The sequence below is a fragment of the Pirellulales bacterium genome, assembly GCA_036499395.1.
Taxonomy (GTDB): Bacteria; Planctomycetota; Planctomycetia; order Pirellulales; family JACPPG01; genus JACPPG01.
This window is the reverse complement of sequence record DASYDW010000062.1, coordinates 93223-116841: the sequence shown is the minus strand read 5'-3', so window position 1 is coordinate 116841 and position 23619 is coordinate 93223. Positions and strand designations below refer to the sequence as shown.

Annotated in this window: 21 protein-coding genes; 10 read left to right on the top strand and 11 right to left on the bottom strand. The window is 61.1% G+C overall.

Annotated features, from left to right (window positions below):
* Positions 1–264 precede the first annotated feature (264 nt).
* From dnaB to VGN12_09235, 8 genes are all read right to left on the bottom strand, one after another.
* Positions 265–1683, bottom strand: a complete 1419-nt coding sequence (gene dnaB / locus VGN12_09270) for a replicative DNA helicase (protein HEY4309625.1) — start codon at positions 1681–1683, stop codon at positions 265–267.
* A gap of 220 nt (positions 1684–1903) precedes the next feature.
* Entirely contained in the window at positions 1904–2497 is a 594-nt protein-coding gene (rplI, locus tag VGN12_09265) for a 50S ribosomal protein L9 (protein HEY4309624.1), read from the bottom strand.
* Between the two features lie 193 nt (positions 2498–2690).
* The gene (ssb, locus tag VGN12_09260; GenBank protein ID HEY4309623.1) at positions 2691–3206 is read right to left on the bottom strand and encodes a single-stranded DNA-binding protein; all 516 of its coding nucleotides are present in this window, start codon (positions 3204–3206) and stop codon (positions 2691–2693) included.
* 115 nt (positions 3207–3321) lie between these two features.
* Entirely contained in the window at positions 3322–3756 is a 435-nt protein-coding gene (rpsF, locus tag VGN12_09255; protein ID HEY4309622.1) for a 30S ribosomal protein S6, read from the bottom strand.
* 137 nt (positions 3757–3893) lie between these two features.
* Positions 3894–4451: an aminoacyl-tRNA hydrolase gene (pth, locus tag VGN12_09250; GenBank protein ID HEY4309621.1), complete on the bottom strand. Its 558-nt coding sequence runs from the start codon at positions 4449–4451 to the stop codon at positions 3894–3896.
* Positions 4452–4526: 75 nt separating this feature from the next.
* The gene (locus VGN12_09245) at positions 4527–5156 is read right to left on the bottom strand and encodes a 50S ribosomal protein L25 (protein ID HEY4309620.1); all 630 of its coding nucleotides are present in this window, start codon (positions 5154–5156) and stop codon (positions 4527–4529) included.
* Positions 5157–5547: 391 nt separating this feature from the next.
* Complete coding sequence (locus VGN12_09240) at positions 5548–6501, bottom strand: ribose-phosphate pyrophosphokinase (protein ID HEY4309619.1); 954 nt, start codon at positions 6499–6501, stop codon at positions 5548–5550.
* A gap of 160 nt (positions 6502–6661) precedes the next feature.
* Positions 6662–7411, bottom strand: a complete 750-nt coding sequence (locus tag VGN12_09235) for an NTP transferase domain-containing protein (GenBank protein ID HEY4309618.1) — start codon at positions 7409–7411, stop codon at positions 6662–6664.
* Between the two features lie 256 nt (positions 7412–7667).
* On the opposite strand from VGN12_09235, the gene argB reads away from it, so the two are divergent.
* The 4 genes from argB (at position 7668) to VGN12_09215 (ending at position 12380) form a co-directional block, all read left to right on the top strand.
* A complete protein-coding gene (gene argB / locus VGN12_09230; GenBank protein HEY4309617.1) occupies positions 7668–8567 on the top strand; it encodes an acetylglutamate kinase in 900 nt (299 codons plus the stop codon).
* Positions 8568–8730: 163 nt separating this feature from the next.
* A complete protein-coding gene (locus VGN12_09225) occupies positions 8731–9930 on the top strand; it encodes an aspartate aminotransferase family protein (protein ID HEY4309616.1) in 1200 nt (399 codons plus the stop codon).
* 31 nt (positions 9931–9961) lie between these two features.
* Positions 9962–10891: an ornithine carbamoyltransferase gene (gene argF / locus VGN12_09220; GenBank protein ID HEY4309615.1), complete on the top strand. Its 930-nt coding sequence runs from the start codon at positions 9962–9964 to the stop codon at positions 10889–10891.
* A 202-nt stretch (positions 10892–11093) separates the two neighbouring features.
* Positions 11094–12380: a Gfo/Idh/MocA family oxidoreductase gene (locus VGN12_09215; protein ID HEY4309614.1), complete on the top strand. Its 1287-nt coding sequence runs from the start codon at positions 11094–11096 to the stop codon at positions 12378–12380.
* 43 nt (positions 12381–12423) lie between these two features.
* Here VGN12_09215 and VGN12_09210 read toward each other — a convergent pair whose 3' ends face one another.
* Complete coding sequence (locus tag VGN12_09210) at positions 12424–14307, bottom strand: protein kinase (protein HEY4309613.1); 1884 nt, start codon at positions 14305–14307, stop codon at positions 12424–12426.
* Positions 14308–14971: 664 nt separating this feature from the next.
* Between VGN12_09210 and VGN12_09205 the strand changes: the two genes are divergently transcribed.
* The 6 genes from VGN12_09205 (at position 14972) to VGN12_09180 (ending at position 21186) form a co-directional block, all read left to right on the top strand.
* A complete protein-coding gene (locus VGN12_09205) occupies positions 14972–16216 on the top strand; it encodes an efflux RND transporter periplasmic adaptor subunit (GenBank protein ID HEY4309612.1) in 1245 nt (414 codons plus the stop codon).
* A gap of 128 nt (positions 16217–16344) precedes the next feature.
* Positions 16345–17064 (top strand): ABC transporter ATP-binding protein, encoded by a 720-nt coding sequence (locus VGN12_09200; protein ID HEY4309611.1) that lies wholly within the window; start codon positions 16345–16347, stop codon positions 17062–17064.
* Positions 17061–18224, top strand: coding sequence for an ABC transporter permease (locus VGN12_09195; GenBank protein HEY4309610.1), 1164 nt, complete (start codon positions 17061–17063; stop codon positions 18222–18224). Before VGN12_09200 ends, VGN12_09195 begins: the two co-directional genes overlap by 4 nt.
* Positions 18225–18328: 104 nt before the next feature.
* Positions 18329–19492, top strand: a complete 1164-nt coding sequence (locus tag VGN12_09190; GenBank protein ID HEY4309609.1) for an ABC transporter permease — start codon at positions 18329–18331, stop codon at positions 19490–19492.
* 116 nt (positions 19493–19608) lie between these two features.
* Positions 19609–20286, top strand: coding sequence for a GDSL-type esterase/lipase family protein (locus VGN12_09185; GenBank protein ID HEY4309608.1), 678 nt, complete (start codon positions 19609–19611; stop codon positions 20284–20286).
* A gap of 165 nt (positions 20287–20451) precedes the next feature.
* Entirely contained in the window at positions 20452–21186 is a 735-nt protein-coding gene (locus VGN12_09180) for an alpha/beta fold hydrolase (protein HEY4309607.1), read from the top strand.
* 67 nt (positions 21187–21253) lie between these two features.
* Here the strand turns inward: VGN12_09180 and VGN12_09175 are convergent, their stop codons facing one another.
* Both VGN12_09175 and phoU read right to left on the bottom strand, forming a co-directional pair.
* On the bottom strand, positions 21254–22639 hold the full coding sequence (locus VGN12_09175; protein HEY4309606.1) for a PQQ-binding-like beta-propeller repeat protein: 1386 nt from the start codon (positions 22637–22639) through the stop codon (positions 21254–21256).
* Positions 22640–22942: 303 nt separating this feature from the next.
* Positions 22943–23602, bottom strand: coding sequence for a phosphate signaling complex protein PhoU (gene phoU / locus VGN12_09170; GenBank protein ID HEY4309605.1), 660 nt, complete (start codon positions 23600–23602; stop codon positions 22943–22945).
* Positions 23603–23619: the final 17 nt, after the last annotated feature.

Here is a 23619-nt window from a genome sequence, read left to right as displayed (position 1 = left end):
TTCGCGCGTCCGACCCGCTTAATTCCGGCAGAAAACCTCGGTTTCACGGCTACCGGCCCTTCGTGGCCGAATCCCGTGACGCCCAAAACGCCCGTCTTGCCAACGCCGGCCGTCCCGGCGTCGCGTGGACACGCCCCACTTGCTGCTGGCAAACGGAAGCTGGCACTCAAGAGAAGACCAGCGCAGGCAGGCGCGCAACAGGCGCAGCGATCTCGTTCGCCGGGCGCGGCTTTGCCAGCAGTCGGCGCTGGTAACCGATCGCGGTCAGAACGGGCGAAACTGCTCGTCTTCGTTCAGGTAGCTGGCGCTCGGATCTTCGAACAGCGTGAAGTCCTTGGCCCAGCGCACCTTCACGTCGCCGATCGGTCCGTTACGCTGCTTCGAGACGATGATGTCGGCCTGCCCGGCGACGCGCTCGCGATCCTCGTCGTTGTTCATGTAATACTCGTCGCGATGGACGAACAGCACGACGTCGGCGTCCTGCTCGATAGCACCGCTTTCACGCAGATGGCTTAGCCGTGGCCGATTGTCCTTGGAAGCCTCTGCTTGCCGATTCAACTGGGCCAGGCAGAGGACCGGAATCTTCAACTCGCGGGCCAGGCCCTTTAAGCGACGGGCGATGCGCGCGACCTGCTCCTGGCGCGGATCCTTGGCATTATCTGGCTCGATCAACTGCAAGTAGTCGATCACCACGAGTCGCAGATTCTCGCGCCGCTTTAGCCGACGGGCCGTGGCCGCGATCTCGGTCATCGTCCGGCTCGGACTGTCGTCGATGAACAGCGGTGAAACGCTCATCTCGGACGAAACCTCGGGCAGCTTTTTGCGATCGGCCGCCGAAAGCATGCCATTGCGCAATTTGTGGCCATTGATGCGCCCGTGCGAGCAGAGCATGCGCTCGACCAACTCCAACCGCGACATTTCCAGGCTGACGAACAAAGTCGTGTGCTTCTGATTGACGGCAGCATGCGTGGCGATGTTCGTCGCCAGCGCGGTTTTTCCCATACTGGGACGACCGGCGATGATGACCAGTTCCGAGGAGTTCATTCCGCCCGTCAATTGGTCGAGCTCGGAAAAGCCGGTCAACACGCTATCCGATGGACCGTCATGCGTCAGCCGCGCGTCGATACGCTGCAAGGCGGCGGTCAGCACGTCGCTGATCGAGGCGAGCTCGCCGATCCCCTTGTCCTCGAGGATGCGAAACACTTTCTCTTCGGCCGATGACAGCATCTCGCGCGCCTCGAGTGACTGGTCATAGGCGTCGCGCAAAATCTCGGTGCTGGCGTGAATCAACGCCCGCAACGTCGCCTTGTCGCGCACGATGTTCGCGTAATACAGGGCATTCGCCGCCGTGGGAACCGCCTGGGCGATTTCGGCCAGGTACAGCGTCTGCCCGACCGTTTCGAAATCGCCCCGTTGCTTGAGGCGCTCGACGAGCAAGGTTATGTCGATCCGCACCCCATCCTCGTGCATCGCCAGCAGATGCTCGAACAGAACCTGATGCGCGTGTGCGTAGAAATCCTGCGGGCGCAGCGCGAGCGCGACGTCGTCGCACATCATGGGATCGAGCAGAATGCTGCCCAGCACGGCCTTTTCAGCCTCGATGCTTTGCGGCGGCAGCCGATCGAGAATCTCGCTGCGCGTCGCCGGTGCGGCCGGCCGAGAGTCGATGCGCGTCGTTGCCATTGCCAAAATCCTCCGTGCGGCCATGCCCTAGGTACGCAGGCGATTTTAGCAGTCGACGTGCTCGCGCGATATCACCCGGCCGGAGACGAGGCGCGCAACCAGCGCATCATCAAAAGAGTTTGCAAAACGAAAATGTGCGCGCAGACACGCTTGCTAACTACGGACTACTAGCCACCGACTACTGAACACCAACGACTGCCCACCGCCTTCTGCCAACAACTTACTGTTGCGGCTTCGGCGTGGCGGCTTCTTCGTCGGTCACGGTCGGCACGACCCACACCTTGAGTTCGGTCTCGATATCGTGACCGATGTGGACGTTGACCGTATAGAGGCCCAGTTCCTTCAGCGGACCCTTGAGGCGAATCTGGTCGGCGGTCACGGTGAAGTCGTTCTTCTTCAGAGCGTTGACGATGTCCGGCGCACCGACCGAACCGTAGAGATGCCCTTCGTCGTTGGCGTTGGCTTCGATCGTGATGCTCTGCTGAGCGAGCAAATCGGCCAGCGAGCGCAGACCTGCCAGGCGGGTATTCTGGATCTCTTGCAGCCGAGCCCGATGCTTGTCGACCATCCGCTTGTGATGATCCGTGGCCACCGTTGCCAGCCCCTGCGGCAGCAGGTAATTCTTGGCGTAGCCCGGCTTCACTTCGACCACGTCTCCCTGCTTGCCCAGGTGATCCACGGCCTGGATCAACAGCAGCTCGATGCCGCCGTGCTTGCCGCGCGGCAGCCGACCACGGGTCTTCGGCTTCTTGGGCTGCGGGGCGGATTTGGCTTTCGTGGCAGTGGCTTTAGGTGCGGCGGCTTTCGTGGCCATGGCTCGGTCTCGCTCTCGTGACGCAGTCAGGTGACGTTTCGAACTAGGGGCGAAAGGGACTCATCGTAACCAATTCCGGCCCGCCAGACTAGCGGGATGAAGCAAGGAATCGGGCCGGGATTCCGGGGCGCTTTAGCCGCGTTTTTCACGCCGCACATTCCCTGTCCCGAGCTCGATAATGCTCCCGACGCGACTAGAACGGGATATCGTCGTTGGGGGCCGAACCGCCGCGGCTTTCTGAGCCGCCGCCATAGACGTCGGCCGGTGGGCCGTATTCGGAATCGTCGTATTGAGGACCACCGCGTCCGCCGGAAGAACCACCAGCAGAACCGCCGCGACGGGCTCCGCCGCCGCCGCCACCGCCCTCACCACCACCGCCGCCACGTCCGCCGAGCATCTGCATCCGCTCACCGACAACGCGCAGCTTCGACCGCTTCTGCCCGTCGGTTTCCCAGGTGTCGAGCTTAAGGCGCCCTTCGATCATGACCGACGCACCTTTGGTCAGATATTCGCTGGCGACCTCGGCCGTGCGCGCCCACAGGGTTACATCGACAAACGTCGTTTCCTCGACCCATTCGCCGTTGGCGTTCTTACGCCGGTCGTTCACTGCCAGGCCGATTTCCGTGACGGGCGTGTTCGTCGGCGTGTAGCGCAGCTCGGGATCGCGCGTCAAATTCCCGACCAGGATGACTCGGTTGAAGCTCGCCATCGAACGAGGCCTCCTTTGGCAGGCTGCGCCATGATTTCGGAGCAGCACGGAACTGACGAAACGACCAGCACGACACTGAACGAACGACACTGAACGAACCAACTGTCGCGCGGGCCTACTCGGGAGCGTTGCCCAGGTCCGGAACTTCGACATCGACCGCGGCCGCGACGGCCGGACTGGGTGTGGCGGGCGTGGTGCGACGGGTTTTGGATGCATCGGTCGCTGCCTGCGTGTGTGCCACCAGCGCGTCGACAATGCGTGCGTCGACCTTCAGGATCAACTCGCGCAAGATCGTTTCGTTGATTTGGCAATCGCGGCGCATCGCCTCGAGGTCCGTGCTTTCCAACCGGAAATATGTCAGCCAGTAAGTTCCCTTGCGCTGACCGTTGATCGGATACGCCAGGCGACGTTCCTCCCACAACCGGCTAGCCAGGATCTTCCCTTTGTACTTCTCCACCATCGCCGTAATCTGACCCGACACACCTGCCGGATCGCGGGCGTAGCGGTTCGAGTCGAAAATGAAGAGCCCTTCGTATGCGTTTTCGGCCAAGGATCGTCTCCTAAAACAAGTAAGCAGCGGTCGGCTGGCGGAACCCTGTCATGGTTGCTACAGCGAGCTCAGGGCAGGTCCCGCAATGGTTAATCGTATAACGTTTGGCGGCGGTTCGTAAGAACCCCCGCCGGCAACTAGTTGAATTCGTTCATGCACTTCTGGATGCCGTGGCGGACCCAGGTTTCGACCCCTTCGGACGCTCGCACCATTGCCTCGTCCACGATCGGCTGATCCTGCTTCGTAAAGCGGGCCAGCACGAAGTCGGCCGCGTTCCAGCCCTGCGGAGCCTCGCCAATCCCAACTCGCAACCGCGGCACCTCTTCGGTCCCCAGCACGCGAATGACGTCGGCCAGCCCCTTTTGCCCACCGGCCGACCCCTGCGGACGACAGCGCAACTTGCCCAGTGGCAGGTTGAAATCGTCACACACGACCAGCACATCGTTATTGTCCAGCTTGTAAAAATCGCGCGCCGCCAACAGGCTGGCGCCACTGCGATTCATGTACGTGTGGGGCCACAGCAACAGGACGCGCTCGGAACCGATCGAGAGATCGGCCAGCTCGCCCTGAAAGGCCTTCTTCACCCCGGGACTGCCAGCGCGGCGCGATAACTCGGCCAGCACCATATAGCCCACGTTGTGCCGGGTCCCGTCGTACTTGCGGCCCGGATTTCCCAGTCCAACTACCAATTTCATGTACAGTAACTTCGCATACGGCCAATTCGCGTACGGCCGACAGCACTCGTAAAGAGCTGTGCGACGAGGCAACCGCTATTCGTCGGCGCCCCCCTCTTCGTCCTCGGCCTTGCGTCCGATGATCTCGGGTTCGGCCGACTCGCCCCCTTCGCCTTCCTCGGACTCGTCCTTGGCCAGGGCACAGTGGACGATCACCGTTTCCGGATCGGTGATAAGCACGACCCCCTGTGGCAATTCGATGTCGCTGGCACGCAGGAAATCGTCGAGCTTCAGCCCACCGACACGCAGTTCCAGCTTTTCCGGAATCGCGATCGCCAGGCATTCGATCTCGACCGAGTGCAAAGGCTGCTCGAGATGTCCGCCGTCTTTCACGCCCGGGGCTTCACCACGCAGGATGACCGGCACCTCGATCTGCAGACGTTCATCCGCCGAAACGCGGGTCAGATCGACGTGCAGCACAGTCGTGCCGAACGCATCCCATTGCAGCTCGCGGATAAAGGCCTTTTCCTTGACTGCTCCTTCCAGATCAACGACCCGCGCCCCATGACGCAGTGCCGCGCGGAGCTGAACATCGGCCACTTTCAGGCTCAGCGATTCTTCACCATGCCCGTACAGGACAACCGGCACGCTGCCGGCGCTGCGCAACCGGCGATTGTTGCGTTTGCCATGGGCCTCACGTTTTTCAACCTTCAATGCTTCCGACATCGATCTGACCTCGTTACTGCGGCGGCGCGCAAAACTTCGGAATTTCGGAGCCACACAGGCGAGGCTCGCAACAATCCCGAATGAAAATAATCTCAAGGAAAACAGGGTCTCGAGGAAGTCCCCCCCGAGAAAAACGCCCTTGGCGCCCCCGATGACACGAAACCAGCACAGGTGGGCTACCCCGGGGCGGCGCGAATCTCGCCATTTTGCCGGAAATTGGCCGGAATGCAACCCCGGCGGTGTGAGATTCGCCACGGAGCCGCGGAGGCACGGAAACGGGATACAAACAGCTGCGTTACGGCGCCTGGCGGCAGGAAATGCCAGGCACTAGGGCCACAACGTAACTGCCGGCGCCCGGTTCAGACGAACAGCCAGGTCGTCTGGGCTCGGCTTATACAAACAGCCGGCTGACCGACTCGTTGCGGTGAATTCGCTTGATCGCCTCGCCCAGCAGTGGCGCTACGGTCAGCACGCTGATCTTCGAGGATCCCTTTTCCGATTGCGAGACCGATAGCGGAATTGTGTCCGTGATGACCAGCCCTTCGATCGGTGATGCCTGCAGGCGCTCGACCGCCCCGCCGCACAGCACGCCGTGCGTCGCGGCGACGAAGATCTTCTTCGCCCCGGCGTCGTGCAGCTTCTGGGCAGCGCCGCAGATGCTGCCGGCGGTGCTGATCATATCGTCGAACATCAGGGCCACCTTACCGGCCACGGGTCCGCCGATGATGTTTTCCTGGCGTGTCTTTTCGGCGCTGCTGCGGCGCTTGTCGACGATCGCCAGCCGGCCGCCCAGGCGCTTGGCATGCCCCAGGGCACGCTTGATGCTCCCTTCATCGGGGCTGACGACGACCATCTCGTCCTCGTCGATCCCCATCTTCAGGAAGTAGTCGTTCAGCACCGGCGCCGCGTACAAGTGATCGACGGGAACGTCGAAAAAGCCCTGAATCTGGGCCGCGTGCAAATCCATCGTCAGCACACGATCGGCGCCGGCGCGCGTGATCAGGTTGGCCACCAGCTTGGCCGTGATCGGCACGCGCCCTTCGTCTTTGCGGTCCTGTCGGGCGTAGCCGTAATAAGGCATCACCGCGGTCACACGCTCGGCGCTCGCGCGCTTGCAACTCTCGATCATGATCAAGAGTTCCATCAAATTGTCGTTCACTGGCGGGCAAGTCGGCTGCACCAGGAACACGTCACGCCCGCGAACGTCCTCATCGATTTTGCACGAGATCTCCCCGTCCGGGAAATTCCCCATCGAGATGGCGCCGATCGGCAGACCCAGGTACTCGCAAATACGCCGGGCGAGCGCTGGATTGGCCCGGCCGCTGAAGATTTTCAAGCCGTTCATAGTATTGCCGTGTCCCCTGCCCCCTGCGTCGAAGTACCCCGGCGCCGCGAACGCCGAGGCAAATTGAAAGTCCATAACCAATCGATCGAAGCGGAATTCGACCGCGGTCACCCGCCGCTGTGCCAACCAACGCTGCGTCACCCAACGCCGTGGCTGCCTGTTATTGCTTGTCCAGCCCGTCGCGTAACGCTTGCTCGACCACGCGAAGCTCGTCCATGGTGTTCACCCCCAGGGCCTCGATCGGTTTCAAGACCGGCAGTGCCAACACCAGTTTTCCCTCACGCTTCATAAGGCCGGGGCAATCGGTAATGTAATATTCCCCCTGCGCGTTGTCGGGGCGCAGCTCTTCGAGTGCCGCCAACAACGGCCGATTATCAAATACGTAACAGCTCATGTTCACTTCGGTCAGCTTGCGCTGGTCGGGCGTGGCATCCTTCTCCTCGACGATGGCGACGAACTCACCGCCCGCGTCGCGTACGATGCGCCCCAAACCTGCCGGGTTCTGCTTGTGAATCGTGCCAATAATGCAGGCCGGCCGTCGCTGTTCGTATTCGGCTAGTAGCTTGCCGATCGATTCGGACTGTAGCAGCGGGGCATCCCCTGTGACCACGGCCACGGGTCCGTCGTGTGCGGCCAGCACGTCGCGGCAAACCATCACCGCATGCCCGGTCCCTTGCTGCTGCTCTTGCAGGACAAAGGTCAGGCCCGACCGATGTTTGAGGGCCTTTTTCACGTCGTCGGCGCGATAGCCCACGACGACAGCCACCTCGTCAAAACCGACGCCGGCCAGGGCGTCGAGCACGTATTCGATCATCGGCCGGCCGCAGATTTCGATCAGCACCTTGGGAAGCTCGCTTTTCATGCGAGTCCCCTTGCCGGCAGCCAGCACGACAGCGATTTTGCGAGCCATATGCACTCGATAGGAATGCGGGGGGGGCGGATGCGCAGCAGACAGGCCCATCTTGGCATGAAACCGACGGAGCCGCCAGTAGATCGGCGTCTCCAGCGTGATCGTCACAATGGTCGTTTTGCCGCCAGCATCACGGCTGCCGGCCTGATGGCCAGCGTTGACACCCTGACCGGCACTTCTACAATAGGACTTTTCTAAATTGGGGGGAGTGTTTTTCGTGAGCAGGACTGTCGCCGCAAATGGTCAATCCAGTGGCATGTCCGGCAGCAAACCCTTAGACCGCGCGATCGAAAAGGCCGACGTCCTGATCGAGGCCTTGGAGTGGATTCGCAAGTTCCGCGGCAAGGTCGTCGTCATCAAGGTCGGCGGCAGCGTGATGGAAGATGACAACGCGCTGCGACATCTGCTACTGGATATCGTCTTCATGTCCACGGTCGACGTGCGCCCCGTAGTCGTTCACGGCGGTGGCGCCGCCATCAGCCGCGCCATGGATGCGGCCGGACTCGAAACGCGCTTCATCCAGGGGCGGCGTTACACCGACGCAAAAGCGCGCGACATCGTCGAGCAAGTTCTGGCCTACGAAACCAACGAACACATCGTTAAGCGGATCGAAGAGCTAGGCGGGCGTGCCGCGCCACTGAATTTCCGCACGACCAACGTCCTGTTCGGCGAGAAGCTGACCCTTAGCGGTCCGGCCGGAGAAGAGATCGACCTGGGCTTTGTCGGCGGCGTCAACCGCGTCGATCATGCCACGATCGCGAATCTATGCTATGCCGGCACGGTCCCTGTGATTCCGTCGATGTGCATCGATGCGGACGGCGAGAAACTGAACGTCAATGCCGATACCGCCGCGACGGCCGTGGCCCAGGCACTGGGAGCCGAGAAGCTGGTTTTTCTCAGCGACGTCAACGGCGTCCGTCGTGACAAGAACGACCCGAAAAGCCTGATCGTCTCGCTCACCGCCGACGAGGCACAAAAGCTGATCGCCTCGGGCGCGATCGAGGCAGGCATGATCCCCAAAGTCCAGGCCTGCCTGGAAACGCTCGATCGTGGCGTGCGCAAAATCCATATCATTGATGGTCGGCTGCGTCATTCGTTATTGATGGAAGTTTATACCAGCCGTGGCGTCGGCACCGAGATCGTCAAGTCGCGGTAGAAGAGGCGCGACAGTTCGCGAAACTAATCCGCTCGCCCGTCCGATTGCGAACCCACCCCGTCCTCGCCTGTGTCTCTCGTCGGTGTATTGCTCCGAGGTCTCCATGGATTTGATTTGCGGCGTTTGCTATTTCGTTGGTTATTTGAGTTGAGGAGATGAAATCGTGGCCACTGCCAGCGCAACCTCCAGCGAAATCATCGAACTGTTCAAACGCTATGTAGTGCCGAACTACACCCGGTACCCGATTTGCCTCGTACGCGGCGAAGGGAGCTACGTGTGGGATGCCGAGGGGACGCGCTACCTCGACTTCTTTCCCGGCTGGGGTTGCAACCTGCTGGGGCACTGCCCAGAGCCGGTCGTGAAGGCCGTGCAAGAGCAGGTCGCCACGCTGATCCACGTCCCAAACACCTGGTACACCGAAGCGCAAGGCCAATGGGCCAAAGCACTCTCCGAGCGCAGCTTTGGCGGGCAAGCCTTCTTTTGTAATTCGGGCACTGAAGCGAACGAAGCCGCGATCAAGCTGGCCCGTCTGCATACACCGCGCGAAAAGTACAAGATCATCACGTTCGAAGGCGGTTTTCACGGTCGAACGCTGGGCGCCACAGCGGCCACCGCACAACCGAAGTACCACGAAGGACTCGGCCCCTTGATGGCCGGATTCAATTACGTTCCCTTCGGTGATCTGGAGGCCGTCGCGCGCAAGATCGACTCAGAAACTGCCGCCATCATGATCGAGCCGATCCAGGGAGAAGGGGGTATCAACCTGCCGCCCCCCGGGTTCCTGCAAGGCCTGCGCAAGCTGGCCGATGACAACGGCCTGCTCTTGATCTTCGACGAAGTGCAAGCCGGCTTTGGTCGCACCGGAAAGTGGTTCGCCTACCAAAACTATGGCATCACGCCCGACATCATGACCCTGGCCAAAGCCCTGTGCGGTGGCGTGGCCGGCGCGGCAATGCTCACCACGCCCGAGATTGCTCCCAGCCTCCGCCCCGGAATGCATGCCGCGACATTCGGCGGCAACCCGCTTGCCGCCCGGGCCGGCATCGCCGCGATCGAGATGATCGAAAACGAGGGATTGCTCGAGCGCGGTCTGGCCATCGGCCAAATCTTTCGGGAGCGGCTCGAAGCGCTGCGCAACGAGTGCGACATCGTGCGTGACGTGCGCGTGATGGGGGTGATGATCGGCGTCGAGCTGTCGATCGATGGCACGGCAGTCGTCAAATCCTGCCTCGAGCGAAACCTATTAATTAATTGCACACACGGTACCGTGCTGCGGCTGCTGCCGGCCTTGAACCTGACGCCGGAACAAGCCCATCAAGGTTGCGACATTCTGGTCGAAGCCGTGAAAGCGCAGGTCCGATAACGATCGGCGGAATGAGAGGAATGTGGCAACGATGAGACATCTGCTTACGCTGGCGGATCTGAAGAGCGGCGAGATCGAGCGGATCTTCGCCATCACCGAAGACTTGAAGGCCAAGTATCAAAACGGGCTGCGCGAAGCGCTCTTGCCGGGACGTGTCATGGCACTGCTCTTCGAAAAGCCGTCATTGCGGACGCGCGTTAGCTTCGAGGCAGGCATCATCAACCTCGGCGGTCACAGCCTGTTCCTGGGGGACGATGTCGGTTGGGGTTCGCGCGAGAGCATTGCCGACTTCGGTCGCGTTCTCTCCGAGTACGTGGACGTCGTCGTGGTCCGCACCAAGAGCCACCAGAAGCTCGTCGAGCTGGCAAAATTCTGCCGCTGCTCGGTCATCAACGGGCTTACGGACTTCGATCACCCTTGTCAGGCGTTGGCCGATCTGTACACGCTGCGCGAACTCGTCGGCTCGCTGGCCGGACAGACGCTGGCCTTTATCGGCGACGGCAACAATGTTGCCCGCAGCCTGGCGATGGGTTGCGGCAAGACAGGCATGCGTTTCGCGCTCGCGGCGCCGAAGGGCTACCAGTTCGAAGCCGATTTCCTCAAGTCGCTCAAGAAGGATGTTCCGGATCTCGACCTGCTGATCACTACCGATCCGCACGAGGCCGTTAAGAATGCCTCGGCCGTCTATACCGACGTCTGGACCAGCATGGGGCAAGAGGCCGAGTCCGAGGTGCGTCGCAAGGCGTTCGCCAAATACCAGGTGAATGCGGCGCTCATGGACCACGCCCCGGCCGACGCCTACTTCATGCATTGCTTGCCGGCGCGGCGCGGCGAGGAAGTGACCGACGAAGTAATCGACGGTCCGGCCAGCATCGTCGTCGCGCAGGCCGCCAATCGGCTGCACGCCCAAAAGGGAATCCTGGCCTGGCTATTGGGGGCGCAAGGACAGCCGCGCGAGTAAACCGGCACGGTTTGCCACGCGCGGGCCGCGATCGCACCGTATTTTCGGCCTCGCGCGCTCGATTCTTGCCGCGTTCCTGCGGTCCGACTATGCTGCCACTGGCCGCCCTTGCGCCATGCCTGGCAGGCATTCGCGCATGTCACCAGTCGGCCCCGCCTAGAGACACCCGCCAAACTCCGATCCGCCGAGGAGCTCGAACGACATGCCTTCCGATCCCGCTGTATCGCGCCGCAATTTTCTCGCCGCTACCGGCACTGCGACCGCCGCCGTAGCCTGGACGGCCCAAAGCTATGCCAAGATCATCGGCGCGAACGACCGGATCCGCACCGCGTTCATCGGCGTCGGCGGCATGGGGAGTGGGCATCTCGCCGCGATCAAGCAATTGAAAGAGCCCGACAATGTCGAGGCCGTGGCCGTGGCCGATTGCTGGCTGACGCGCGCCCAGAAGGGGGCAGAAACCGTCGGCGCTCCGCAGTCAATGCAGGATTATCGCAAGCTGCTGGACATCAAGGAAATCGACTACGTCACGATCGCCACGCCCGAACATTGGCATAGCCACATGACGATCGACGCGCTTGATGCCGGCAAGGCCGTCTATTGCGAAAAGCCGATGACGCATTCGATTCCCGAGGCGCAAGCCGTTCTCAAGAAGCAGAAAGAAACGGGCCTGGCCGTGCAGGTGGGCGTGCAGGCCATGGCCGACGACAGCTACTCGTCGGCTGCCAAGGCGATCGAAGAAGGGGTGCTGGGCCAAGTCGTGCAAGCGCAGATCGAATATGTCCGCCGCTACGACAAGCAGGGGCCGTGGCGCGACCCGGACATCAACGACAGTACACCGCAACCGGGCGATCTGGATTGGAACGCCTGGCTGGGCAAGGCCGCCAAGACCCCCTGGAACCCGCACCATTATTTCGAGTGGCGCTGCTACTCGGCGTACTCCGGCGGCATCTGCACCGACCTGTTTATTCATCGCATCACGCGGATCATGAAAGCCTGCAAGCTCACCTACCCGCGCCGCGTCGTGGGCATGGGAGGCATCTGGCAATGGCCCGATGGCCGCGACCTGCCGGACAATTTCGAGATGATCTGCGAATATCCGCGCGGCATGACCGTGTACGTGCTGGGCACGATGAGCAATCGGGTGCCGGTCGACCATCTGATTCGCGGCTATCGAGCCACGATGTTCTTCACGCCCACCGGTTGGGTCGTGAAAGACAAAGATGGCAAGGTGCTGGCCACACATACCAAGACCGGTGGCGAGGACATCGTGCCGCACCACTCAAACCTGCACCGCCACCTGCGCACCGGCGAACCCTTGAACTGCCCGGTCGAACTGGGCATGGCCGGAGTTGTGGCCGTGAACATGGCCAACGAATCGTGGCGTACCAGCAAAGTGATGGGCTGGGACACCGTGAACGAAAAGATGGTTCCGGCCGACACGCTCGATTTGAGCCACTCCCCGGATTCGGCTGCCGCGGCGGCCGAGTAATCAGCGCGGGCTGCACGGTAGCGAGCGCCCCGCTAGACGGGCGTTAATTGTTCAACTGCCCGCAGACGGCGAAATAGATGACGCCGGCCAGGATGATCGCGCCGCCTAGGACCGCCCCGACGGCGATGACGAACCAGGTCGAGCCCATCCACTGCTCGAATTTGCCACTCTTATGCCTTTTGGGCGTGACCAAGGGCGCCCCTTCGTCGAGCGGCGTCAACTCGCCGCCGCCACTCTTGAATGTAGCGCCGGCCAACAGATCGTCGAGCGTATCACCTGCATTAGTCGACGGCGGAGCGGGCAGGACTTCGTCCAGAATCGACGACGTTCGCGCCACGACGGCGGCCGCGGCACCGCCGGGAGTTGCGCCGCCGGCGGTCACCGGACGTGTCCCAGGCGCACTCGAGGGCTTCTTCGCCGTGGCAGCAATCGGTTGATGCGCGGGTGTTCGTGTACCGGGGGACGATTGGGGGCGAGCCGGTGGGGCTGGCTTGCCGGGTGAAGAAATCCTCTTGGCCGGCGTACCAGGCTTCGCCAATTCCTCGGGAAGCGGCGCCAGCATCGGACTCGAATCAGAATTCGCGGCATCGCCGGCCGGCTGCGGGGTCGCGGCAGGCTCGGCGCCCTTTTCAGCGCTCCCTTTGTCGGCGGTCGGGGCAGCAGGTGCATTTCCGGCTGGAGTGGACGCTGCAGCACCGGGCTTTGTTGCAGATGGCGCGACGGGTGCCTTCGCGGGGCCCTTCTTCGCGTCGTCTTCCAGCGGCGCCAACGTCAAATCATCCTCGTCCATTACGACCGGCTGCGCCGATTGTGATACCGCGCGCCGCGCCATGTCTCCCAGGCGCGCCCATGACCCGCTCGAACTCGGTGGCTTCAGCGGCGTATCCGTGGCCAAACCGCCATGCGCGGACAACCAACGCGTTAACGCCTCGACAACCTCGTCCGCCTTCTGATAGCGCTGGTCGCGACGCTTGGCCGTCATCTTGTAAAAGATGCTTACCAGATCTTCCGGTACGTCGGGGCGCTGCTTGCGAATACTCTCAGGCTGCTGCGTTTGATGCATCAGCAAGCGTTGCGTGCAGGTTCCATCCGGAAATGGTGGATGGCCGGTCAGTGCGAAATAGAGCGTACAACCCAGGCTGTAAATATCCGCGCGCCCATCAACCGTGTGGCTATCGAGCGCCTGCTCGGGGGCCAGGTAGTCGACCGTGCCCAGCACTTTTTCATCGTGCGCGATCGTTAGCGATGCCTGGTCGTCGTTCGAGAACTGCGCCAGTCCCATATCCAGGATCTTGACCGTTCCCTTCAAATCGATCAGCAGATTGGCCGGCTTCACGTCGCGATGAATCAATCCGACCTGATGAGCATGCGCCAAGCCTGACGCCGCTTGCCGCATGTATTCGGCGGCCAAGGTCGGCGATAGCGGACCATCGGCGCCGACCAGAATTTGCAGATCGCGCCCCTCGACGTACTCCATGACGAGGTAATGCGTCCCCTCGTGCTGATCGACGTCGTAGGCGCGGACGATGTTCGGATCATCAAGCGCCGCGGCGGCGCGCGCCTCGCGATGAAATCGCGCCAGGTAGGAAGAGTCCTTCACGCGGCTGGTCGGCAGCACCTTGATGGCGCGGCGAGCCCGCATCACGACATGTTCGGCCAAATAAACGCTGCTCATGCCGCCTGTGCCCAGGTGGCCGAGCAACTTGTAATTGCCGAGGAAGAATCCCTTGTGTCGCCCTTCGAGCAGCTTCTCGCTCTGCCAAGCCGTGAGCAGACCGCTTTCGACCAAGTGCGCGCAGAGTGATTGCGCATCGACAGCGGGACGATCCGCCGCTCGGCGCTCGAACTCTGCCAGTGCGGCCTCGAACTGGTTCTGCTCGATCAAGCCACTACGGCGCACGAGATCTACAAACGTGTCGGTACTCATGCTGAGTCAGTTTGCTCACGTAACTGGACTCAACGGACGGCGCCCCAGGCTGCCGTCCGATTGACCCACGCCAACTCTCCAGGGGCTACAAATGCCCCGACCGAGCGCAATCGTCACATTGCCGGAATGTTAACGGATCGCGCCAAATCGAAATAGTCTTCGATCGCTAAAAACCGTCGATGGTGATCTGCTCAGAAGAGAAGCGAACGTCCTTAATTCTAAGCAATCTTCATACCAGCACCAAGAAAAAACCGGCCGGGCGTCCGCCGCGACCATGCCAATCGCAGGCTGTTTCGCGCGCTAACGAGCTTCCACGTTCCGAACCGCACGGTGCCTCCTACCGTTCTCGCCGCACGATCGTTCCACGCGATGCATTCGTAACCACGGGCCCTTGGTCCCAAGGACGGCCCCTCAAAATGCGGGTGCTGTGATACTTAGCGGCTGTAACAGCCCGGGACCAGAACCTCACGCAAAGTCGACTCTCCGCGTAGGTGATGTCGTACGGCCTCGCGTCTGAGGCAAAATCGACCACCGATTTTCTAGGCTTCGACTGTTCACGCCAATCGTTAGCGCTATTATCATCGGGGGTGAGTTGCGGGGGAGCGATGCGAACGGGCGCCATCGCGGACACCCTGTTACGCCTTTCTTTTTGGCAATCCTGCCTGTGTCGACCGCACCCAAACTCCGCGATGATCTGGCCGCATTACGGATCGATCGTTCAATTCGGCCACAATCGTCGGGCATTGTACCGTGGCTCGTTCTGGCGCTCGTCGTTTCGCTGCTGGGGGCCGGCGCTGCCTTTTATTTTTTTACGAGCGAGCGCTTTGCCGGCACCGTCGCGGTAAAGATCGACACCGTGCGGCTGGTCTCGCCCGGACAACTAAGCACGGTGCTCACGGCGACCGGCTATCTCGAATCGCGCCAGCAAGCCGCCGTGGGCGCGAAGTCGGCCGGCCGCGTGGCGCGCGTGCTTGTCGAAGAGGGGGATAAGGTTCGTGCCGGTGATCTGCTGGCCGAGCTTGAACACTCGGACCTCGACGCAATCCTGGCATCGAAGCAGGCCCAAGTGAAATATGCCGAGGCGGTTGCCGTCGAAGCGAAGCGAACGGCATCGCAAGAAGAACGCGACTTCGCGCGCGAGCAGTCGCTATTCAACAAAAAGGCCGGTACCCAAGCCGCGCTGGAAACGGCCGAAACGGACTTTCACACGGCGTCGGCAAGGGCCGATGCTCTCGCTGCCAACGTCGCGGTTGCCCAGGCGCAGGTGCGCGAGGCGGAAGAGGCCATCGCCAATTTGAAAGTTTATGCGCCCTTCGGCGGCACGGTCGTAACAAAGGATGCCGAGATTGGCGAAACGATCATGCCGGGCGGCATGGGGCTCGCCTCGGGGCGCGGCTCGGTGGCGACGCTCGCGAATCTCGAGCAGTTGGAAGTCGACACCGATGTGAAAGAGGATTACCTCGGCCAGTTGGAAAAAGGGCAACCGGCCGAAGTGACGGTCGAGGCCGTGCCGGATCGCCGTTATCAGGGTCGCTTGCGCGAGATCGTTCCGATGGGCGATCGCACGCGTGGCATCGTCAAGGTCAAGGTAACGATCATCGATCCGGACGAGCATCTGTTCCCCGACCTCAGCGCCACGGTACACTTTCAGCCAGCCCGCTCGGAACGCGCGGTCGACGCCGATCAAAAGCGGATGTATCTGCCGCGATCGGCGATCGTCACGAAAGATGGCCGCGATTTCGTATGGCGGCTCGAAAAGGATCACGTCGTGCAGGCCCACGTCACGACCAGCGGCGAGCCAAAGGATGATCTGATCCGCGTCGATGGCAGCGTCAAAGGCGGCGATCGAATCGTGGTCGATCCGCCGGCCGAATTAATTAACGGGGCGCGGGTGCGGATACTCGAGTAGCATGTTCTAGCGGCAGGCGCGGCCCGTCCCTCGCGGGGAGACGACGAACGGGCCATCGGAGTCGGCGCACACCAGATCACTCCCGTCCCCTCCTGGGAAGCGGAGGGCATTTGCTTGGGAGAAATTGTATGACGTCAGGTTCCGCACGCGCCGTGGTCGAGCTGCGCGGCATTTCCAAAGAATACATGCGCGACAAGATCCACGTTCCTGTCTTGTCGAACACGAACCTTGATATTCCTCAAGGGGACTTCGTGGCCGTGATGGGGCCGTCCGGGTCGGGCAAGTCGACGCTTTTGAATCTGTGCGCGGGACTCGATCGCCCAACCACCGGTACGATCACCGTGGCCGGCACCGAGATCAGCCAGCTCTCCGAAAGCAAGCTCACCCGCTGGCGATCGCAGCACCTGGGATTCATCTTTCAGCTTTACAACTTAATGCCGGTGCTGACGGCGTTCGAGAACGTCGAGCTGCCGCTACTGCTCACGTCGCTATCGCGGCGCCAACGGGCCGAGCACGTGCAAACGGCGCTGCGCATCGTGGGGCTCTCGGAACGCATGGACCACTACCCGCGACAACTTTCCGGCGGCCAGGAGCAGCGTGTAGCGATCGCCCGGGCGCTGGTGAACGATCCGGTACTGTTGTTGGCGGACGAACCGACGGGCAATCTCGATGCGTCGGCAGCGCAAGAAATCCTCGACCTGCTACAGCAGTTGAACGAGGAATTCACCAAGACCATCGTGATGGTCACGCACGATCCGCGAGCAGCCCGGCGCGCGCGGCGCATGCTGCATCTGGAAAAAGGGACGTTCGTCGAAACGGAACTCGATGCATTGGAGGCCGCCGGATGAAATTCCTGCCCTATATCCTGCGCAACGTGATGCGCAACAAGCTGCGCAGTATTTTCACCGGCTTGTCGATCGCCGTGAGCCTGTTTCTGGTCACCGTGCTCTACGCGTACGTGAACATGCAGGACGAGATGGCCGTCGAATCGCTCAAGTACGCACGCGTCGTAGTGACAGCCAAGCAGGGGCTGACCTTTCCCGTGCCGATCGCCCACGTCGACAAGGTGCGCGGTATGGAGGGGGTGAAAACCGTGGTGCCGCTGGCCTGGTTCGGCGGTAAATACAAAGACGACAAGATCCCCTTTGCCCAGTTCGCTACCGATCCACTACACGCCTTCGAAGTCTTTTCCGAGTTCACGGTCCCGCCCGACCAATTGTCTACCTGGCAGAAAGACCGCTCAGGTTGCGTCGTCGGCGAGAAAATTGCGAGCAAGCGCGGCTGGAAGGTCGGCGACAAGATCGTGATTAAAGGGGACATCTATCCCGTGAATCTCGAGCTGACGATCGACGGCATCTACACCGGACCATCGACCTCGGACCGGGAGATGCTTTATTACCACTACACCTACTTAGACGAACTGCTGAAGCAAGCACGCTCGCAGATGGCGGGCAACGCCGGCACGATGTTCATCAAGGCGCAAACGCCGGAATTGATGCCCGAGCTGATGCGCAAAATCGACGAGCGCTTCGCCAATTCCGAAAGCCCGGTGCGAGCCATGACCGAACAGGCATTCCGGCAGATGTTCACCGAGATGCTGGGAAATATCCGGCTGTTCATTCGCAATATCGCGATCATCGTTGTGGCGGCGCTAGTCTGCGTGACGGGTAATGCCATGGCCATGTCGCTGCGCGAACGAACACGCGAGGTAGCGGTGCTCAAGGCCATCGGCTTCTCGCGATTTATTGTGCTGACGTTGGTACTGTTCGAGGCCGTGGTAATCGCGGTCACGGGCGGATTGCTCGGCGTGTTGATCGCGAAGTTCTTTTTTCGATTCGCCGATATGTCCGGTATCGGTATTCCCGGCTTTTCGATGTTCTATGTCCCCGTTTCGACCATGATTTTCAGCATGTTGTTGGCAGCCTCGATCGGCCTGGCCAGCGGCATCATCCCCGCCTGGCGCGCCGCGCAGATTTCGGTCGTCGACGGGCTGCGACGTGTGGTTTGAAGAATGAATGATCCGCAGACTACGCAGATAGACGCCAAAAACCTACGTAATCTGTGAAATTTGCGGACAAACGCCTTTTTTCCCTGAGCAGAACGAGTCAACCCGTGGTTCCTATCAAATACAACATTCGTAGCCTGCGTGCCCGCTGGGTCAGCTCGCTGATGACCGTTCTGGGCACGGCCTTGGTCGTGTGGGCTGTCGTGTTGACCTTCGGCCTGGCCGACGGTCTGGACCACACGCTGGCCGTCTCGGGCGAGCCGCTGGACCTGATCGTGATGCGCAAGGGGGCCACGGCCGAAACCAATAGCATCATCAACGAATCCACGGCCCGCGAAATGGCGGCGCTCGATGGCATCGCCTCGGACGCCAATGGCGACAAGATTTGCTCGCCCGAGTTGGTCGTGGTCGTCAACACGCCGCGCCGCGCGGGCAATACAAGCGCGAACATGATTATCCGCGGCGTCACTCCGCTGGCCAGGGAAGTGCGTTCGAACTTCAAGCTGGTCGCCGGCCGGGAAAACAAGCCTGGCGTGCGCGAGGCGATCTCCAGCCGGCAAATGGCGAATCGGTTTTCCGGCGCAGGACTAGACGAGGAACTCGACATCTTCGGCAACAAGTTCATGATCGTCGGCCTATTCGAAGCCGGACACAGCGCCACCGAATCCGAAGTGTGGACTGACTTGGAAGTCCTCGGTCAGACCACCAAGCGCGAATCGATCCGCTCATCAATGCAGCTGCGCGCCAATAGCGCTGATGACGCGCTGCGGTTGGCCGATCGCATCAGCAGCGACGAGCAATTCGGCCTGGCCGCGCTCAGCGAGCCGGCCTATTTCGCCGAGCAAGCCAAATCGAGCATGGGCATCAAGGCGATCGGTGTCTTCATCGCCGTCATCCTCTCGATTGGTGCCGTCTTCGCCGTGGCCAACACCATGTATGCGGCCGTCGCTTCGCGGGCCCGTGAAATTGGCACCTTGCGAGCGCTCGGCTTCAATCGCCGCACAGTCCTCGTGTCGTTCATGGTCGAATCTTTGACGCTGTGCCTGGCCGGTGGTTTGCTGGGCTGCCTGGCGGCGATCCCGCTCAACGGCATGTCGACCGGCACCGCCAATTGGGTGACCTTCAGCGAATTGGCCTTCGACTTCCGCTTCGGCCCCTCGGTGCAGATCTTGGCTGTGATCATCGTGGCCACCGTCGGCATGCTGGGAGGCCTGTTCCCGGCACTCCGCGCCACGCGAATGAAAATCGTCGACGCGCTGCGCGAGATCTAAAGCCGTCGCAGTTCTGCTGTCACCTCCTTCGAACTGCCCGACGGGCGCTCCGCCGCGACTTCGAGCGATGCGAGACGACTATCGGCGCTAAAGAACCAATGAACGCAAATTTACGAATGCGATCGCTGTACGCGGCCTGGCTTGCGATTGTCCTTGGTTCGTCGCCATTCGCAGCGGCCGAGACTGTCCGCATTGTCTGCTTGGGTGATTCTGTAACCAAGGCAGTGCGACCAGGCGTCAACGAAGACCAGACGTTTTGTGTGCGTCTGGAGAAAATGCTTCGGGCAAGGAAGATTGACGTCGAGATCATCAACGCTGGTGTCGGTGGAAACACAACGGCAGACGCCCTGCGCCGCTTTGACAACGACGTGCTCGCGAAGAAGCCGCATCACGTCGTGATGATGTTCGGCCTGAACGACTCGTGGATCGACGAAGGTCGCACAACGTCGCGCCTAAGCGTCGAGGAATACCGGCAGAACCTTCAAAGAATGTGCGTTATGCTGACGGCATGCGGTATCAGCGTCACGATCATGACACCGAATCCCGCGATCGCGCCTATGTACCCGCCGGAACGGAATCGCGCTTTGAAGCCGTATGTGGACGTCGTGCGTTCGCTGGTGGGCGAAGGGGGAGCAAGTTCGGATTTGATCGACGTCTATCAACGATTCGCTGAACTCGCAATCGAAGGCGCTGACCTAAACGACTATTTTACCGACGGAATGCATCCCAACCCTGCCGGGCAACAAATCATCGCCGACATGCTCGTCGAACCCCTCGTCGAGATACTGAAGTAGCTCGCACGAATCGTTGTACGAAGATCTATTTCGCGGGGGCATCGGCCTTAAACTTCGTCCCTTTTGGACGCCGGACAAAACGCGACTGGGCTGGGGAACCGCACAGGTCGCGACTTTTTGGCGCCGCCGATCTATATTTTCAATGGGCGGTCGCGAGGTAATACGATGGTGATGCTCCACTTACTGAGTTGCTTGCTCGCAGCACCACAGGGGCAAACGTTCGCCGTCGATGGCATCAACATCCGCTACTACGTCGAAGGGCACGGCGAGCCGGTAGTCTTGATCCATGGATTACATTCCAGCGCCAAGCTCAACTGGATGGGCCCCGGCATCTTCGCCGACCTGGCCCGAGATCATCAGGTAATCGCTCTCGATCTGCCAGGCCACGGGCAGTCGGACAAACCTGCGGATGAAAAAGCATACGGCGTCCAAGTCGTGAAGGACGTCGTGGCGCTACTCGACCATTTGAAGATCAGGCAGGCACACATCGTCGGCTATTCGCTGGGTGGCATGATCGCCGTGAAGATGATGGCGATGTACCCCGATCGCGTTATCTCGGCCACGGTCGGTGGCATGGGCTGGCTACGCGAAGGAAGCCGGCTGCAGCAAACCTGGGAGCGCATGCCGGGCCGAGGAACCAGCCGAACCCCGCCCGAATTCATTCATTCCATGGGCAAGCTGGCGGTTACCGAAGCCGAACTCAAAGCGATCAAGATTCCTACCGAGGTCATCGTCGGCCAGCGCGATCCTGTCCTGCGATTGTACGTCACGCCGCTGCGCGCGGCGCGCCCCGATTGGCCGGTGGTCGAAATCGAAAACGCCGGACACATCAGTTGCGTGATGAAGCCCGAGTTTCGCGAAGCCGTCGGCAAATGGGTGCGCAAGCAGACAAAAGAATAGCGATCGCGCCCATTCGGGAACCGACGTGACTTGGCGGAGAATGTTTCGGCGAGGTCACGGGTGGCCGTTATTTTTCAACCGCAGCTTTGCCCGCCGGCGCGTCCTTAAGCTTCGCCCCTTTTTGCAGGCAGTACAACCGCGCCGCGGTGCGCAGCAGCACTTTGTCCCCCGTGATCGCCGGCGTGGCCATGCACATGTCATCTTCGGCCAGGTCGTTGGTGCGGAGGATTTCGAACTCGCGACCAGCTTTGATCACAAACGTCTTACCATCTTCGTTCGCGCAAAAGATTTCGTCGTTGTAGGCCCACGGGGACGAGGTAAAGGCCTTTCCCTCGGGCAGGCGCTGCTTGTCGTAGATCATCTCGCCGGTGTGCGAGTCGTAGCACGAAAAGAAGCCCCGATCGAGCAGCACGTACAGCAATCCTTTGTAGATAATCGAGGTCGGGTTGTAGGGAGCGGCATCCTTCTGGCACCAGACGATGAAGTCATTGCTGGTTTGATCGTCGGCCAGGCTGATATCGCCCGCCGCGCCGGGCTTCAGCGCCATTAGCGGCTTCTTCTTGTCCATCACATAGCCCGAGCTGACGTACAGCAGGCCATCTTGCGCGTAGGGGACGGCGATCGTAATGCTCGACATACCGCCGAACTCGTACAGCAAATTGCCGTTGAGATCGTACGAGCGGACTTTGCCGGTGCCCGGCGTGATGATCTCGGTGCGCAGTTCGTTTTCCCAGATGAACGGCGTGGCCCAATTGCTTTTCTCGTCCCGTTCGACGCGCCAGATTTGTTCGCCGGTGGCGGCGTCGAGGCAGACCAGGAAGGATTCGTCTTCGTTATCGTTGATGACGTACAAACGATCTTTGTAGAGCACCGGCGAGGCCGCGGTCCCCCAGCCCAATCGTGTTTTGTGCGGCGTCCACTTCTGGCTCCAGATCTCTTTGCCTTCCAGGTCGTAGCAGTACAAGCCGACGTTGCCGAAGTAGACGTAAACGCGGCGACCGTCGGTGACGGGCGTTTCGGACGCGTAGCTATTCTTCAGATGAATCGAGCTTTGCGGTGGCGCCTCGTGGGCCGTGCGGTCCCACAGCACCGAGCCCGACTTCAGGTCCAGGCAGTACACCTTCCACTGATGCGGCGATTCGGAAGGCTTGGGACGATCGCCACCGAAATAAAGTCCTTTCTTCGGCGCCTCGGAATCTCCCAGATTGACGACCGTGCTGAGAAAGACCTTATTCCCCCACACCACCGGAGACGACCAGCCGCGGCCGGGCAAGTCGGTCTTCCACAGCACGTTGTCGGTCGTGCTCCAGGTGTCGGGCAGCTTGGCCGTGTCCCCTTCGGGGACGCCCAACGATTTGCTCCCGCGCAACTGCGGCCAGTTAGACCCTTCGTCCGCGAGCGCCGGCGCCGCAAGTCCCAGACACACGACCAATAAGAAGAAAGCACGCTTCATGGAAGTGGTTCCTTGTCGAAGCGGAATGTGACGTACGGAAATGCCCGAGAGCCCGCGTTCTGTGAATCCATCGAATGACGACGTACAGGCTCGCTGGTAGTCTACGCCGCGGTAGAGCGCGGGACAACAATCGGCCGTAACGCCAAATGCGACGGGATTTAGAGCACGCGGCCGAACTGGGCCGCCGGAACTTATTCACTGTAGCTGGCCTCGGCGAGGCCGGTCTTGTCCGACGTTAGTTCGGGCTCGAAGAGCACGGTTACAGAGTATTTACAGAATAAAGCACTAGAGCCATGCCGTCGGTCACTCGCCGTTGCGATGGCGGACGATGTCCCCTTCGACCATGTAGATCACGTCCTCGGCGACGTTCGTGGCCATGTCGGCCAGACGTTCCAAGTGACGCGACACCGAGAGCAGCCGCATGTACAGCTCGAGCTTATCGGGCGATTGCCGCATCTGGTCTTGAATGCGATCGCGAATGACGCGCTGCATGGCATCGACTTCGTCGTCGTCGTCACGAATCTGCCGGGCGATCAAGGTATCCCGATTCACCAGCGCGTCCAGGCTGCGGCGCACCATCGACTGCGCCTTGGCCGCCATCCCACGGAACTCGGCCGGCAATTCGACACGCTCGTGCGAGGCCAGATACGCCACGCGCTTCGCAATGTTGCGGGCCAGGTCACCCATGCGTTCCAGGTCGTTGTTGATCTTCAGCACAGCCACGACGAAGCGCAGGTCCGCGGCCACTGGCTGATACAGGGCCAGCACCTTCAGGCATTCTTCCTCGACGTCGACCTCCATCCGGTCGATCTCGGAATCGCGCTCGATGATGCCACGGGCCAGGTCGCCGTTGCGATTCACCAGCGCCGAGATGGCCTTGGCGATGGCGTCTTCGACCAGCGTCCCTACGAGCAAGATCTTTTGCTTGAGGGCCTCGATTTGATGCTGTAGATGCTTCGACATTGCGCGAGACCGAGGAG